Here is a 15,241-nt window from a genome sequence, read left to right as displayed (position 1 = left end):
CACCACAATTTTAGTAGTGAGTCAAACAAATTCAAATACACTTTCGGTCAGAGCCGTACTAAGCGAAAAAGCGTCAGCATACGTAGCCTTTACGAAATTCAGGTTGGCATCGTTAGTCGTTTTTTCAGCTTCAGTCAGTTATTTTTTTGCAGCTGATGCAATCAACTGGGGCAAATTCACAGCTCTCGTTATCGGTGGCTTTTTAGTGACAGGGGCATCAAACGGCTTCAATCAAATCATTGAAAAAGATCTCGATAAACTCATGTCGAGGACCAAAAACAGACCTTTACCCACAGGAAAGATGACGATCAACGAAGGTCTTTGGCTTTCTCTCATCATGGGAGCAGTAGGAATTAGCTTATTGTGGTTTGTCTTAAATCCGTTGAGCGGGCTCTTAGGTGCGCTTGCACTCATACTTTATGCCGGAATTTACACCCCTCTCAAGAGGAAAACATCATTTGCTGTTTTTGTTGGAGCATTTCCCGGAGCTATTCCGCCAATGTTAGGCTACATTGCCGAGACGGGCCAGTTTGGGTTAATCCCCGGAATCTTATTCGCAATACAATTTGTTTGGCAATTCCCGCATTTTTGGGCCATCGCATGGAAAGCTGATGATGATTATCGCAGAGCAGGCTTTCATCTACTTCCGTCTCCTGGCGGAAAAGACAAGTCGTCAGCAATGCAAGCTTTCGTCTATGCAATGTTCCTGATACCAATCAGCTTACTGCCGTTTTATTTTGGTGTAACCGGAGTTGTATCAGCTATCATCGCGATAATTTTAGGCGCTTATTACGCCTATTACGCTTTCAAACTTTACAAAACAGTTGATGATAAAGCAGCGACAAAACTAATGTTTGCCTCATTTGTTTATCTGCCTGTTGTACAAGTAGCTTTATGGCTAGATAAAATTTAACAAGATGGAATATTCAGAATACGCAGGAGAGATAGAAGATCAGGAGAAGAAGGAAACGAGGCGGAAGTCGGCAAAACCTTTACTTTGGGTAGGAATGGTTGGCATTTTGATGGCTTTTGCCGGTTTGACGAGTGCGTATTTAATCCGCCATTCTGATTCTGATTGGGTTTCATTCGAGTTGCCAGATTCCTTTTTTATTAGCACTGCTTCAATTTTATTGAGCAGCATCGCTTTGATTTTATCAAAAAGAGCTGTCAAAAAAGGTAATCTCAGTCAGGTTAAACAGTTTGTAGGGCTGAGTCTTATTTTTGGGCTAGGCTTTGTGGTAGCTCAATTTTACAGCTACGGAGTACTCGTTGAGAACGGACATTACTTCACAGGAAGTAATATTTCTTCCTCTTTTTTATACGTTTTAACAGGATTTCACCTGGCTCACGTAATTTCAGGAATCATCGTGTTAATCGTACTTTTGGTTCGTTCGTTAATGGAAAAATATACTGCTGAAGAGCATCTCGGATTGTCATTGGGAGCAACTTACTGGCATTTTTTAGATGTTCTCTGGATATATTTACTGTTATTTTTACTATTTATTCGTTAACATTGCAGCAACTTCAACTCGAAATCTAAAAAGATGGCCGCAGAAGCATCAAAACCAATTGATTCAAAAGTATTGTGGGGCGGAGGAAGATCCCCATTTAGTGTAAGTTACGGAAAATTAATGATGTGGTTTTTCCTCATCTCCGATGCGTTAACCTTTGGTGGTTTTCTGGGAGCTTTGGGATTTGCTCGTCACAAATTTGAAGCCGTTTGGCCTGTTACTGAACAAATTTTTTATCACTTCCCTTTTGTTCCGCACGATGTTCATTTGCCGCTTCTCTATGTTGCGTTAATGACTTTTATTCTCATTGTGAGTTCTGTAACAATGGTGTTAGCTGTTGAAGCCGGTCACAGGATGGATAAAAAAGGTGTTACAAAATGGTTGGCTCTCACAGTAGTTGGCGGTTTTATTTTCCTCGGTTCACAGGCATGGGAGTGGTCAACATTTATTCACGGATCTGACCATGGTGTTTATAAATTGAACAGTGGTTTTACTACAGAGTTAGTCACAAGCGGGGGTGAAAAAACTACTGCTGATTTAGGCAGTGGAGTAGTTGCTGAAATACAGGCTGACGAATCACTATTAATCAAAAATGGCGAGTTTATCGGATCAACAGTAACCGGTGAAGATGCTGAGGCTATTAAGTCAACGGCCGAATTTGTTCACGGTGCAAGTCTTACAAGAAATGAATACGGTCACCAATTATACGCTGATTTCTTCTTCTTTATTACAGGTTTCCACGGTACTCACGTGTTGAGTGGTGTGATTTTGAATCTCGTAATTTTAATCAACGTGATCAAGGGTGTTTACCATAAACGAGGTCACTATGAAATGGTTGAAAAGTCTGGTCTTTACTGGCACTTTGTTGACCTTGTTTGGGTTTTCGTATTTACATTCTTTTATCTTGTTTAAGGTTTTTAAAGCGCATTACGATGGAAAGAGATGATGTTATAGAATATTCCCTTTACAACCACCACAATGAGGAGGAAGGGAAAAAGATTCGCAAAAATATTTACTTGGTGACAATCATTTTATCGGTTGTCACGATCGTTGAAGTTCTCATGGGGGTTCTACTACCTAAAGCTGCTTTAGGAATGAATTCTACTGCGTGGGAGATGGTGAAACTGGGCTATGTGATTTTAACGCTCCTCAAGGCAGGATATATCGTTGTGATCTTCATGCACCTTGGCGATGAAAGGAAATCATTGAAATGGGCGATTTTAGCGCCTTACGCTCTCTTTATCCTTTACTTGCTCTACATTCTACTGGTAGAAGCAAGCGCGTAAAATAAATTATACAACATTTAAACTCTTTAGAGTTCTATGTCTCGTAAAACAAAGCAGGGTCTCATACTATTAGCTATTTTGGTGATGCCCTCGCTTTTCTATGTGGTGTTATCATCTGGAGAACACGACATTGGCGGAATGCCTTATTACGGTCCCAGAGAAGCCGATCCAAACTCGGAGATAAAAAAAGGTGTTCCTGACACGATCTATTATTCCCTGCCATCATATCCTGATAGTAAAACTGCTGATGGTGCTGGTTTTGATTGGTCTTCAATAGAGGGGCAAATCAAAGTTGTTTCATTTGCTCATCCTGATGATGAGGGTTTTAGGGTGATGGAGCAAATGCAAACTGTTTTTGAACGCTTCAGCGACAAAGAACAGGTTGACCTTCTTACATTCTTTCTGGGAGAGACACTCAACGATTCTACTGTAACTGCTTTGCGCGAAGGCTATTCTCCCAATAACAAAAATTGGAGATTATTAAAATCTGAAAGTGCTAAAACTTTTGCACTCGAAGGTTTGTTAATTGAATCTGAATCGAACCTGGAAATTGACTGGTATAACACCATTGTACTTGTCGATCAGAATAATCACATCAGAGGTTATTACGATGGATTGCAATACGTTGAGACGAAAGCTTTAATGGATGGCATAAAATCATTGCGATTTGTGGAGTACAGGCCTGTAAAAATGGAAGAGGATGAAGGAGAATAAGAATGTTGTGAGGTTTATTTGGGTATTTACAGTTGTTGTTTATGCCCTTGTTATCATTTTACACGAATTGCCACAGGCTGATTACGAGCCGGCTTTTGTCAGTGCATTACCCATGTTAAACGCTGTAATTAACGGGACGTGTTTCTTTTTGCTCATTGCCGCACTCGTAGCAGTCAAAAGAAAGAATATCGCTCTCCACAAAGCTTTTAACACCACGGCTATGGCTTTGAGTGTGATTTTTTTGCTTTCCTATGTCACCAACCACTATTTTTCAGGCGATACCAAATATGCCGGAGAATACGCAACGCTTTTTTACTTTATTCTCATCACTCATATTGCCCTTGCCGGGATTTCACTTCCCTTCATCCTGTTATCCTATTATCGTGGTCTCACAGGTAATATTCAGCGACACAAGCGTCTGGTAAGGTTTACTTATCCAATTTGGCTCTATGTAACTTTAACAGGTGTTTTGGTGTATATTTTCTTAGCTCCATTTTACTGAGATGAAAAAAGTAATTCTATTTACCGTTCTTATCGTTTTGGCTCTGTTTTGGTCAGAGCCTAACATTGCCCAGTGCTCAATGTGCCGGGCTGTTGTGGAAAATAACGACAGTAACATTGGGCAGGGACTAAACAATGGAATTCTCTATTTGATGGGGTTTCCTTACATCATGATTATGGCAGTTGGAATACTCCTATTCAGGAAGTTTTCAAAAGATCACAAACAAGCGGCTGCATAAATAGCAATCCCTTCTATCAGGAATATTTACCTGTAATATTTTCATAGCGCAATTCCCCAAAAAAACGATCAGTAATATGAAAGGCTATTTACTTTTGTCATAAATAGCTTAACATGAAAAGAACTGTCCTGATTTTACTTTTCTCGTCAATTTCATTTTTGACGTTTAGTCAGCAAGAAGAAAAAGTTTGGACTCTACGCCAATGTATCGATTATGCCATCGAAAATAACCTCCAGGTAGAGCAGAGCAGGCTAAATGTGAAATCGAACGAACAAGGCCAGCTAAATGCTTACGGAGACCTTTTGCCAAGTGTCAATGGACAAGCTTCCCATTCATACAATTTTGGACAAACAATTGACCCTTACACCAACACGTTTGCTAACGACTGGACACAGTCTAACAACTTTAGAATTGGTGCTAACTGGACGCTCTTCAATGGGATGCGAAACATCAATAACGTCAAGAAAAACCAACTTGATGTGATGGCGAGCAAGCAGGCTCTTGAAACGGCCGAAAATGAAATTTCGCTCCAGGTCACAAGCGCTTTCATGGATGTACTGTTTAATCGCGAACAACTGAAAGTTGCCCAATCTCAACTGGAAATTACAAGAGAACAAACTGAGCGTACCAGAAAACTCTACAATGCAGGAAGCGTTGCACAAGGAGAGTTGCTCAACATAGAGGCACAGTTAGCACAGGAAGAAGTCAATAAAATTAACAGAGAAAATAACTTGAACCTGGCCGTTTTGAGTTTGAAACAATTGTTGCGCATTCCATCGTCAGAACCATTTGAAATCGTTTCACCTGAAACTTTCGATGCTGATCAACTCCAAATGCCCAACCAGTCACAATCGATCATTGAAACGGCTCTGAATAATTACCCGAGTATTCAACAGAGAGAAACAGAAGTGGAAAGTGCCGAGATGCAAATTTCACTTGCAAAGGGGATGCTTAGTCCAACAATTTCGTTATCAGGCGGATTAGCAACGGGGTACTCCGGCTTGCGGACAGAGGTTGTTTCTGTGCAGCCGGGCAGTCCAAGAGAAATAGGTTATGTGAGCGGATCTAATCAACCTGTTCTAACTCAAACGTTCAATCAGGAGTTGAGAGATGTGCCCTTTTTTGATCAGTTAGACAACAACCTCAATAGGAATGTTGGTTTTTCTATGTCGATTCCTATTTTCAATAACTTCTCAACGCTTACATCCATCAACCGTGCTGAGATTCAGCGCGACATGGCTCAAACAAGACTCAAACAGGAAAAACAAACGGTTACGCAAGATATTGAACGCGCTTATGCTGATGCAATGGCTTCATTCAAACGTTACCAGGCTTCTAAGAAAAGTGTTCAGTCTCTCGAGACTGCTTTTGATTACTCTGAGAAAAGGTTTGATGTTGGTATGATCAACGCAGTTGATTACAACACTGCAAAAAATAATCTTACCCAGGCTAAGGCTGATCTATTGCGCGCTAAATACGAGTACCTGTTCAGGTTGAAAGTTCTCGACTTTTACCAGGGAAATCAAATCGCATTTGAATAATGAAAAAGAAAAAATACTGGATAATAGGCGGAGTCATTTTGATAATACTTATTGTTTTGGCAGTTTGGAAAAGCCAAAACACTGATGACAGCAAACCTGTTCTTTCTGAGGAAGCTAAGGTTCGTAATATCATTGAAAAGGTTTCCGCTAACGGAAAAATACAGCCTGAAAAAAGCGTTGATATTTCCCCTGAAGTTCCAGGTGAAATTATCGAGCTACCGATAAAAGAAGGGCAAAAAGTCAAAAAAGGTGATTTACTCGCCAAGATCAACCCTGATATTTACATAGCTGCTGTCAACAGGGCTGAGGCATCTTTGAATTCTTCATTGGCAAATGCAGCTAATTCAAGAGCCCGGCTGGAACAGGCTAAAGCGAGGTTGATCAATGCCAGGAATATCTACAACCGACAAAAGAAATTATTTGACGATGGGGTGATTTCTCAGCAGGAATTCGATCAAACAAAAGCTGACTACGATATTGCTGTTGCTGAGAAAAATGCAGCACAGGAATCACTCCAGGCAGCAAACTACAATGCGAAAAGTGCTGAGGCCAGTGTGAAAGAAGCCAGGGACAATCTCGAACGCACAACGATCAAGGCACCAATTGACGGAACTGTAGCCGGTTTACAGGTTGAGCAAGGCGAGCGAGTAGTAGGTACTGCTCAAATGTCGGGTACAAAGATGATGTTGGTGGCGGATCTGACCGAAATGGAAGTGAATGTCGAGGTAAATGAAAGCGATATCGTTCGCGTGAAACTTGGAGATGAGGCTGAAATTGAAGTTGATGCCTACACAAACCGAACCTTTAAAGGAGTTGTGACTGAAATTTCAAATGCGAGTAGTGAATCAGCTTCATCAAGTGGTAGTCAGCTCACTGTCTTTGAAGTGAAAGTTCGAATACTCAGGGATTCATACGAGGATCTGGTAGATCAGGAAAATCCGCATTTGTCTCCTTTCAGACCCGGAATGAACGCATCAGTTGAGATTTTTACTGATAAAGCAGAAGATGTGTTGGCCGTTCCTATTCAGGCTGTAACAGTAAGACCGGATTCTTCAACTGAAGTGAGAAAAACATATGAACTCAAACTGGATGAAGTAGATGAAGATAAACTTCGTGAATGTGTTTTTCTTATCGAGGATGGAAAAGCAGTTAAGAAATTTGTTGAGACAGGGATTCAGGACAATAAGTTTATCGAAATAAGGAGCGGACTTGAAGAAGGTCAAACAGTGGTTACAGGCCCTTATTCTCTTATTTCAAAAGAACTTACTGATGGTGATGCGGTATCGACTAAATCTAAAATGGAAGTTTACAAGAAGGAAGAATGATACAACTCCTGAATATTGATACTGCTACTGATATTTGTTCAGTCTCCGTTTCAAGAGATGATCAGGTTCTTTGTTACCGCGATCTCAATGAAGGTTATTCCCATGCAGAGAAACTCGGAGATTTGATCAATGAAGTTTTAGAAGAGGAAAACCTCAATTATTCTGATCTGAATGCAATTGCAGTCAATATTGGCCCGGGTTCTTATACGGGGCTCAGAATTGGTGTTAGCACTGTTAAAGGATTGGCTTATGCGATGAAAATTCCTGTGATTGGAATCAACTCGTTAGAGGCACTCGCAAATCATCCTCATTTACAAGCTTCAACAGATGACTTAATCGTTCCCATGATCGATGCCAGGAGAATGGAAGTTTACACGGCAACTTATCAAAATGGTAGTCTGATTGATGACTTGAGATCATTGGTTTTAAAGGAGGATTCACTCGATCATTTAGGAGATAAAACGATTCATGTTTTGGGGAATGGAGCTGCTAAAACCAAAGAGTTGTTTGCGGCTAAAGAAAACGTGATAATTCATCAGGATCTTCTATCAACCTCGCGCGGAATTGTTCAACCAGCAGTACGCAAGTACAAGGAGAAGACCTTTGAGGATACAGCTTATTTTGAACCTTACTACCTCAAAGAGTTTGTAGCCGGAAAACCCAAAAAGCGGTTTTAGAAGTTTGTTATTAGGCTATTTGATTTTGATTATTTAAAAAGGTTGAATAATTTAGGTGTATTATACCTACAGAGCAAGCTAGTTATAGAGGATGAAATTAGAAGTAATGGGAAAATCGATGTTTCGGGATTAAAGCCCGGCATGTACATAGTTAAAATTATTGACGGGAAAAACAACTCGCTAACAATCAAAAAATTAACCATAATATGATTTTTAAAAAACAAATAACTGTTTTACTCATGGGCTTGTTTATCCTGGTCGGCTGTAAGAAAGACAAGCCTGAGTGCCAGGATCCTAAAAATCCTAATTGTGATAATTATGACCCTTGCCTTTCAAAGTCACCAGCCAATGCAGATTTCACTATTTCTGAAGTTCACCAAATAGTGACTCCAAAACCTGAGGAAGTGGATACTCTAATTGAAGTAGATACAGCTCATCGTTTTCATTTTGTTGAATTTACTCCTGTTCAGGAAAGTTACGACAGCTTAAAATGGATTGTGGGAGCTGAAACACTGAGAACCCATACAGTAAGAAGAAAGGGCTTTCCTCCCAATCAAAATGTTTCCATCAAGCTCTATGTTTACAAAAAGCCGAATAAAACTTGTTTTCCAAACGCTCCTCAGGTTGATAGTGTTATCAATACTTTTTACAGTGCAAGTGAGCGAGTTTATCAAGAAAAAAAGTATAGAGGCATCAGGCAAAGTAATCCCAATGATACGGTTACTTTTTACATGACTTCAAATAAAACGTGGGTAGGAATCCATCCTTATTGTGAATTTGTTCCAAGCGCCATAGATTCTTATGGGTATAAATATTTTTTCTTTACTAGTGCCAGAGTAAGTACTGGAGATCATAATTGTCATGGCCTTCAAGCGTATGGCTATGCTGAGGGGGATTCTGTTTTTGTCGACTTTTCGTACATTCCTCCTGATATAGGTGAATATGTCCATGATTACTTTAAGGGAGTAGCTGTTGAGTGACATTATTGCTAAAATAGCCATCAAATAAAGTAATTCTAGTATAGAATTTAGCAGGAAGCCTCTAATAAAAAGTGTAATCGAACTCGATTATTGTAATCCTGTTTGTGGATTCTTCCTTAGAGATTCGAGCATCTAGAATTCCTTTTTTGTATAAATATTCATGATGACGAATTAACTCATTATTTTCAAAAATATTAATTTGATCAATTTTTTTGTTTTTGTAAATGAATTGATATTTAGTGGTTTTAGTCTCACCTAACTGGGTTGTTTCAATTACACTAACGGCTTCAATCCGCGAATTTTGATACTCCCAACTGTATTCGATGCGTTTTTTAGAAGCGTAGTAGTCCTTGATGTATAGAATGAGCTCTCCGTTTTTATTCCGCTTTTTCAAAACGCGATAAACACGATTTCCCATATCATCATAGGAAATTTGCTGAAACGTTTTATCGTCATATTTTTTGTTTGTAAAGGAATACTTTTCAGGTTCGTAGTAATATTTTGCGGGTCGCGTGATGAACGCCTTATCGACTTTATTTCGAGTGTACTGGTATTGATAGATATACGGACCAAAAAGATCGACTTCACGCTTTTTGATCAACTGGCTGCGATCGTTGTATTCGAGGTCAATTCGGATGCTGTCAGATGATCGCCACCTTTTAGAGCGAAAGGTCTTCAGGTTTCCGTTTCGGTAAAATTTAAAATACAGTGATTCACCAGTCCGCTTGATCGGGTAGTATTCATCTTTTTGTGAGATTTTAGCCCTGATCGTTTTGATGTCGTGGGAAGCGATAAATTGCGGATCGAAATTCTCAAACCGGTCAGAGTGATGGAGGGAGTCCCATTGCATCTGGATCTGACCATGACACGTAAAAGCCGTAAACCACAATGCAGCGATTGCCGTTATCAACCGATTTGCTCGAGTGCTTCTTCTACTTTTTCTACTGGTAATTTGCATGTGAAATCGCGGCAAACATAGATGAATGACTTGCCTTCTACAAGGCGATCGCGCAATAATGGAAGATCAGATTTTCCTTCACCTCCTGTAATGATGCAATTTGGTAAAAAGTGCTGAGTAATTTCGTTTCGCAGTTCATGACTTTTTTCTCCCGTGATGGCAATCTCGTTGAATGGGAAAATAAACTGAGTCATCAACAGAGCCCAGTTGCTGTAAGCGCCACCATATTTGACAACTTCATTTTGAACATTGTTGAGCATTGTTTCTGCCGTTGTGCGGTAAATTCCGTTGTCGAGCAGTTTTCCCAGCTTGTAGAGGTTGTGTGCCATTGTAGAGTTTCCGGCCGGAATCACGTTATCCTGCGTTTCCATTTTTTGAACAACCAGGTTGTTTTCCTTTGAATCGTTCACGTAAAACATGCCGGTTTCTTTGTTTTGGAAATTACTCATAGCGTATTGCGTGAGCTTTTTTGCAAGATGTAACCAGTTTTCTTCAAATGTGGCTTCGTGTAATTTGATAAATGCTTCAATGGTAAAAGCGTAATCTTCTAAATAACCAATAATGCGTGATTTTCCATTTTTATAGCTGTGCCACAAACTGCCGTCATCATTTAATTGATGTATTAAAAACTCACTGTTTTTCAGAGCCAGATCCAGAAAACGTTTTTCGTCAAAAGCTGTATAAGCATCCACCAGCCCGGCTGTTGTCATGGCATTCCAGGAGGTCAGAGACTTATCGTCTAAGCCCGGCTTTTCGCGTTTTTCTCTTTCAGCTAATAGCTTTTCGTTCAGATCCTTTTCCTTTTGCTGAACATCTTTGAGTGTAATGCCGTGTTCATTTGCAAAGTCCTGGTCAGATCCCGATCGCAGCAAAATGAAGTTGCCATCCTCCCAGTGTCCGCGTTCATTGATGTTGTAGTACGATTTGGTAAACTCGAATTCTTCAGCAGATAATAGTTTTTTTAATTCAACTTCAGTCCAGATGTAGTACTTTCCTTCCTCGCCTTCACTATCGGCATCGAGGGCAGAGTAGAAGGCTCCGCTTTTTGTATCGAACATTTCGCGTTCGAGAAAATCGACCGTTTGATAAATAACTTTTTTGAAGTCTGGGTTTTGAAAACTGAGCCAGGCTTTTGAGAAAAGACTCAATAATTGTCCATTATCGTAGAGCATCTTTTCAAAATGCGGAACTTTCCAGGTTTCATCTACTGAGTAGCGGGCAAAACCACCGCCAATTTGGTCGTAAATTCCGCCCTGGGCCATTTTGCTCAGTGTATTGTGAACGTGCTTTTTGAGTTCGTTGTCTTTTGATAAAAAAGCATAATGCAAAAAGAACTGATAGTTAATCGGCATTGGAAATTTGGGAGCTTGTTTTTCTCCTCCCCAAACCGGATCGAACTTAGCGCGCCAACGCTGAACCATCGCCTCGATGGATTCTTTGTGAAATAATGGCTCAGCCGGATTCATTTCTACCATCCCCGCAGCTTTTACACCCTGGGTTAGCTTTGTGGCAAATTCTTCGAGTTGCTCATGGTTCTGACCGAATTCACTTGCAACCTTTTTAAGTACATTGATCCAGTGTTCTTTTGGGAAGTAAGTTCCTCCGTAAAACGGACGAGAATCGGGGAGTGCAAAGCAGTTCAGCGGCCAGCCGCCCTGTCCGCTCACTAACTGAACAGCATCCATGTAGAGGTGGTCCACATCAGGGTGTTCCTCACGATCTACTTTCACGCAAATGAAATTATCGTTCATGATTTTGGCTACCTGTTCATCTTCAAATGATTCGTGTTCCATGACGTGGCACCAGTGACAACTGGAGTAGCCAATACTGATGAGCAAAGGCTTGTTTTCCTTTTTTGCCAGCTCGAGTGTTTCATCATTCCACGGCCTCCAATTGACCGGATTGTGAGCGTGCTGGAGTAAATAAGGGCTACTTTCGTTGATGAGATCATTTGTATGCTTTGCCATGCTTTTCTTTTTTGCGTTCGTTGATTGAAGTAGATTTTACGCGAAAATAGGTATATTAGGTTCCTTAAAATGTGTTGTGGTATATTGTGAAACTAGTTTGAAATATCTAAATTGATCATAATTTGAAGAAATATGGCTACTGTAGATAAATTACGAAATGATTTAATTGATAAGATCTTAACTATTAGAAATAAAGATATTCTTATCGCTCTTAATAAGTTGGTTTCATCCGGTTCAACAGATGCTGATATTATTGAACTTACAGATGAGCAAAGAGAATTGCTTCAAATGAGCGATGATGATATCAAAAATGATCGTCTGATTTCTCAGGAAGCAATGGATAAGCGTAACAGACAATGGCTTAACGAAATATAGTTTGGACACGTACGGCTGATATTCAGTTTGTTGGGGTGCTTGAATACTGGGTAAAAAGAAATAAATCAAAGAGGTATTCAAGAAGGTTAATTAAGCTTGTTAATCAACGAACTAAACAAATAGCTGATAATCCATTCATATTTAAGTCTGCTAACTTTAAAGATACGAGAGTTGCTTCATTGGGTAACTTTAGTATTTTCTTTAAGGTAACACATAATGTTGTTTATATAACAGCTTTTTGGGATAATCGTCAAGATCCTAGTAAATTACTAAAGATTTTAAAAGGTTAAAAAATAGTGCTGGCTGTTTATGAATCCTTCTTGTTTAGCTCATAAAACACTTTCAAAAACAATAATCAGAACATAAAACAAGATAGGGATGTTTTAAATAAGTGTATTCTATTTCAATGCTTTGAAAGAAATTCAAAAACATAAAAAAAGGAAGGCCAGCTTTCAGAATAAGCCGGTTGAAGATCAAATTCGAAAAGGAGAATGGCACTGGTCGCACACGTTGATGTTGATTGGCTTGTTCATCGGATTTGGATCAGTTGTTTGGTTGGCAAATCAAACGATTATTACTCTGTGGGAAATCTCTCGTTATTTGTTATTTGCCTGTTGTTTTTTACTTGTTATTCCTTACAGGATTTACCGCGATAAATTTCAACTTGAGCGGTTGGAAGTCATACTGGTAAACGTCCTGGGAATTGGGCCGATTTTGATAGCTGTGTTGCTGGCGTTGAATTTTTTGGTTCTGACCGAGCGTGAAGTTGTTACTTATGATGTTGAATCTGTAAATGTGCTGAAATCAGGGTTCTCTTATGGTAATGTGAGATTAGAGTTCAAAAACGGGGAAATGAGTGATCAAATCAGTTTGCGCACCTTTGATGTCAATAATTATCCAAAAGCTCGTTACGCTAAAACCGCGACCTATGAAATAGGCCACGGAATATTGGGCTACGATGTTGTGCGCGATATTCAGTTTAACTGAAACTTGCTCAAATCTACTTTTTCTTTGTGTTCAACCGGGAAGCTTTTCTTGAGAAACAAGCAACATTTTCCCGTTACTTCTCCTTTAACACCCACTTCAATTCCGCCCGTTAAAGCAGCCAGGAACATGCCGCCAAGCTGTTCTGTAATAGCTTCTTTGAGTGTTGTTTTCAGATGAACAGTCACCGTTTGTTTGCTATCGCCCTCAATTTTTAAATTTTGATCGAGTTGGGTATTGCCCAGTTCATTGCCGTTGAGCGAAATATCAAGGTCAGATCCGGTGATCGTGAAACTCGATCTATTGGGGTTCATCACGGTCAGATCCAACGAAAAGTAGAGTTCACTTTCTTTCAGATCCTTGATCTTGAAGTTTTCCACCTTTTGAACTTCAACCTCTTCGAACTTCATGCAACCCAAAGTTGCAACACTGATGATAAGCATTGCAACGATGAGCTGAATATTTGAATGGATTGCTTTCATTTACTTTTTCAGTTTGCTGTACTGATCGTAAAAGTGGACAATTGTTTCAATACCGCGGTTGAAGTTCCAAACTCCGTAGTTTTCATTGGGGCTGTGAATAGCATCTGAGTTGAGCCCGAATCCGAGGAGAATGCTTTTCATTTTGAGCGTTTCTTCAAACAACGCAACAATTGGAATAGATCCACCGGATCTCAGTGGAATAGGCGTTTTGTTAAACGTTTGTTCCATCGCTTTTGAAGCAGCTTCGTATTCTACCATATCGATTGGAGAAACATAAGGTGTTCCACCGTGGAGGTAATTGACATCTACTGTGACGTAATCTGGAGCTATATTGTTAAGATGCTCTCCAATCAGTTTTGTGATTTTCTCAGGAGATTGGTTTGGTACGAGTCGCATCGATATTTTTGCGTGAGCTTCTGATGGAATGATCGTCTTTGCTCCCGGCTTTGTATAACCGCCCCAAATTCCGTTAATGTCAAGTGTGGGTCTGATCGATTGCCTCTCCAGGGTAGAATATCCTTTTTCGCCCCATACTTCTTTTATGCCGAGTGCTTTTTTGTATTCCTCGATGTCAAACGGAGCATCAGCCATAGCATCGCGTTCTTCTTGCGGTAAATCCTGAACATCATCATAGAATCCGGGAATCGTGATGTGGTTATTTTCATCGTGCAAGTCAGCGATGATGCGTGATAAGATATTGATCGGATTGGCAACTGCACCGCCATAGAGTCCTGAGTGTAAGTCACGGTTCGGACCAGTAACTTTTACCTCCACATAGCTCATTCCTCTCAACCCTGTTGTGATGGAAGGAGTTTCTTTGCTGAGCATAGAAGTGTCAGAGATCAAAATGACATCACCGCTCAGTTTTTCTTTGTTGGCGTTGAGGAACTCTGGTAAACTCGGTGATCCTACTTCTTCTTCACCCTCAATCATGAACTTGACATTACAGGGCAATTCGTCATTCTGGATCATTGCTTCGAGCGCCTTTACGTGCATGAACATTTGGCCTTTGTCATCACAGGCACCGCGAGCGTAAATAGCCCCTTCGGGATGCGTTTCCGTTTTTTTGATAACCGGCTCAAATGGATCAGTATCCCAAAGTTCAACCGGATCTGCTGGTTGAACATCGTAATGTCCGTAAACCACGACAGTAGGCTTAGCCGGATCGATGATCTTTTCAGCATAAACCACGGGATGACCTTTAGTTTCACAAATTTCAGCTTTGTCAACTCCTGCTTTTTCTAAGCTGTTTTTCACAGCTTTAGCAGCCGATATCACATCATTTTTGTAATTTTCGTCCGTACTTACGCTCGGTATGCGTAATAAATCGAATAATTCGTTTAAAAAACGGTCCTTGTTTTGAGAAATGTAACTTAACGTATTGTTCATAGAGGCAACCTTTTAGGATACAAACGTCTTATTTTTTTGAGAGATATAGGAGAAATTATGAGAAGAATATTGAGTTTAGCGTTACTTTTTAGTTTAGTAACTCATGTTTATGGTCAGTTGACTGTAAATAATAATCCTCCTTATGCTACGCCTCAGGATTGGGTTCAGAATATACTTTTAGGTCAGGGTGTGACCGTTTCTAATGTTACTTACACTGGAGCAACGAATGCTTGCGGTTTTTTTGATGGCTCAAATATGCCAATGAATAATATTGGACTTGATAGTGGGCTGTTAATGACTTCTGGTACAATT

20 protein-coding genes are annotated in these 15,241 nt (G+C 40.0%); 16 read left to right on the top strand and 4 right to left on the bottom strand.

All coding sequences use genetic code 11. The features are described 5' to 3' along the window. Positions 1–16: 16 nt before the first annotated feature. The 12 genes from cyoE (at position 17) to RI557_RS02290 (ending at position 8,774) form a co-directional block, all read left to right on the top strand. Positions 17–913 carry a heme o synthase gene (gene cyoE, locus RI557_RS02340; RefSeq protein WP_310681825.1) on the top strand — a complete coding sequence of 299 codons (897 nt, stop codon included), beginning with the start codon at positions 17–19 and terminating at the stop codon, positions 911–913. 4 nt (positions 914–917) lie between these two features. Continuing rightward, positions 918–1,511, top strand: a complete 594-nt coding sequence (locus tag RI557_RS02335; RefSeq protein ID WP_310681822.1) for a cytochrome c oxidase subunit 3 — start codon at positions 918–920, stop codon at positions 1,509–1,511. Between the two features lie 33 nt (positions 1,512–1,544). Next, positions 1,545–2,423 (top strand): cytochrome c oxidase subunit 3, encoded by an 879-nt coding sequence (locus RI557_RS02330; RefSeq protein WP_310667380.1) that lies wholly within the window; start codon positions 1,545–1,547, stop codon positions 2,421–2,423. 20 nt (positions 2,424–2,443) lie between these two features. Beyond that, positions 2,444–2,797, top strand: coding sequence for a cytochrome C oxidase subunit IV family protein (locus tag RI557_RS02325; RefSeq protein ID WP_310681819.1), 354 nt, complete (start codon positions 2,444–2,446; stop codon positions 2,795–2,797). Positions 2,798–2,833: 36 nt separating this feature from the next. Further along, on the top strand, positions 2,834–3,511 hold the full coding sequence (locus RI557_RS02320; RefSeq protein WP_310681816.1) for a hypothetical protein: 678 nt from the start codon (positions 2,834–2,836) through the stop codon (positions 3,509–3,511). Further along, positions 3,498–4,013, top strand: coding sequence for a DUF420 domain-containing protein (locus RI557_RS02315; RefSeq protein WP_310681814.1), 516 nt, complete (start codon positions 3,498–3,500; stop codon positions 4,011–4,013). Before RI557_RS02320 ends, RI557_RS02315 begins: the two co-directional genes overlap by 14 nt. Before the next feature lies 1 nt (position 4,014). Then, positions 4,015–4,251, top strand: a complete 237-nt coding sequence (locus RI557_RS02310; RefSeq protein ID WP_310667376.1) for a hypothetical protein — start codon at positions 4,015–4,017, stop codon at positions 4,249–4,251. 113 nt (positions 4,252–4,364) lie between these two features. Next, positions 4,365–5,792 (top strand): TolC family protein, encoded by a 1,428-nt coding sequence (locus RI557_RS02305; RefSeq protein ID WP_310681812.1) that lies wholly within the window; start codon positions 4,365–4,367, stop codon positions 5,790–5,792. Beyond that, positions 5,792–7,117, top strand: a complete 1,326-nt coding sequence (locus RI557_RS02300) for an efflux RND transporter periplasmic adaptor subunit (protein ID WP_310681810.1) — start codon at positions 5,792–5,794, stop codon at positions 7,115–7,117. Before RI557_RS02305 ends, RI557_RS02300 begins: the two co-directional genes overlap by 1 nt. Next, a complete protein-coding gene (gene tsaB / locus RI557_RS02295) occupies positions 7,114–7,794 on the top strand; it encodes a tRNA (adenosine(37)-N6)-threonylcarbamoyltransferase complex dimerization subunit type 1 TsaB (RefSeq protein WP_310667373.1) in 681 nt (226 codons plus the stop codon). The genes RI557_RS02300 and tsaB overlap by 4 nt, the downstream gene beginning before the upstream one ends. 42 nt (positions 7,795–7,836) lie before the next feature. Beyond that, a complete protein-coding gene (locus RI557_RS11730) occupies positions 7,837–8,004 on the top strand; it encodes a T9SS type A sorting domain-containing protein (protein WP_409079664.1) in 168 nt (55 codons plus the stop codon). Then, the gene (locus RI557_RS02290) at positions 8,001–8,774 is read left to right on the top strand and encodes a hypothetical protein (protein WP_310681807.1); all 774 of its coding nucleotides are present in this window, start codon (positions 8,001–8,003) and stop codon (positions 8,772–8,774) included. Before RI557_RS11730 ends, RI557_RS02290 begins: the two co-directional genes overlap by 4 nt. Before the next feature lie 61 nt (positions 8,775–8,835). Here RI557_RS02290 and RI557_RS02285 read toward each other — a convergent pair whose 3' ends face one another. Beyond that, a complete protein-coding gene (locus tag RI557_RS02285) occupies positions 8,836–9,684 on the bottom strand; it encodes a hypothetical protein (RefSeq protein WP_310669082.1) in 849 nt (282 codons plus the stop codon). After that, positions 9,681–11,699: a thioredoxin domain-containing protein gene (locus tag RI557_RS02280; RefSeq protein WP_310669081.1), complete on the bottom strand. Its 2,019-nt coding sequence runs from the start codon at positions 11,697–11,699 to the stop codon at positions 9,681–9,683. Before RI557_RS02280 ends, RI557_RS02285 begins: the two co-directional genes overlap by 4 nt. Positions 11,700–11,831: 132 nt before the next feature. Here RI557_RS02280 and RI557_RS02275 point away from each other — a divergent pair, with 132 nt between their 5' ends. From RI557_RS02275 to RI557_RS02265, 3 genes are all read left to right on the top strand, one after another. Then, positions 11,832–12,074, top strand: coding sequence for a hypothetical protein (locus tag RI557_RS02275; RefSeq protein WP_310681805.1), 243 nt, complete (start codon positions 11,832–11,834; stop codon positions 12,072–12,074). A gap of 35 nt (positions 12,075–12,109) precedes the next feature. Beyond that, complete coding sequence (locus tag RI557_RS02270; protein WP_310681802.1) at positions 12,110–12,364, top strand: type II toxin-antitoxin system RelE/ParE family toxin; 255 nt, start codon at positions 12,110–12,112, stop codon at positions 12,362–12,364. A 121-nt stretch (positions 12,365–12,485) separates the two neighbouring features. Further along, entirely contained in the window at positions 12,486–13,061 is a 576-nt protein-coding gene (locus RI557_RS02265; RefSeq protein ID WP_310681799.1) for a hypothetical protein, read from the top strand. Here RI557_RS02265 and RI557_RS02260 read toward each other — a convergent pair. Next, the gene (locus tag RI557_RS02260; protein WP_310669077.1) at positions 13,049–13,540 is read right to left on the bottom strand and encodes an LEA type 2 family protein; all 492 of its coding nucleotides are present in this window, start codon (positions 13,538–13,540) and stop codon (positions 13,049–13,051) included. The genes RI557_RS02265 and RI557_RS02260 overlap by 13 nt on opposite strands. After that, positions 13,541–14,929, bottom strand: coding sequence for a dipeptidase (locus RI557_RS02255; RefSeq protein ID WP_310669076.1), 1,389 nt, complete (start codon positions 14,927–14,929; stop codon positions 13,541–13,543). A gap of 57 nt (positions 14,930–14,986) precedes the next feature. On the opposite strand from RI557_RS02255, the gene RI557_RS02250 reads away from it, so the two are divergent. Continuing rightward, a partial coding sequence (locus tag RI557_RS02250; protein WP_310681797.1) for a choice-of-anchor L domain-containing protein occupies positions 14,987–15,241 on the top strand: 255 nt, incomplete at its 3' end.

Origin of the sequence: Salibacter sp., from assembly GCF_031581065.1 — a bacterium.
Taxonomy (GTDB): Bacteria; Bacteroidota; Bacteroidia; order Flavobacteriales_G; family Salibacteraceae; genus Salibacter.
This window is presented reverse-complemented; position numbering and strand designations above follow the sequence as displayed.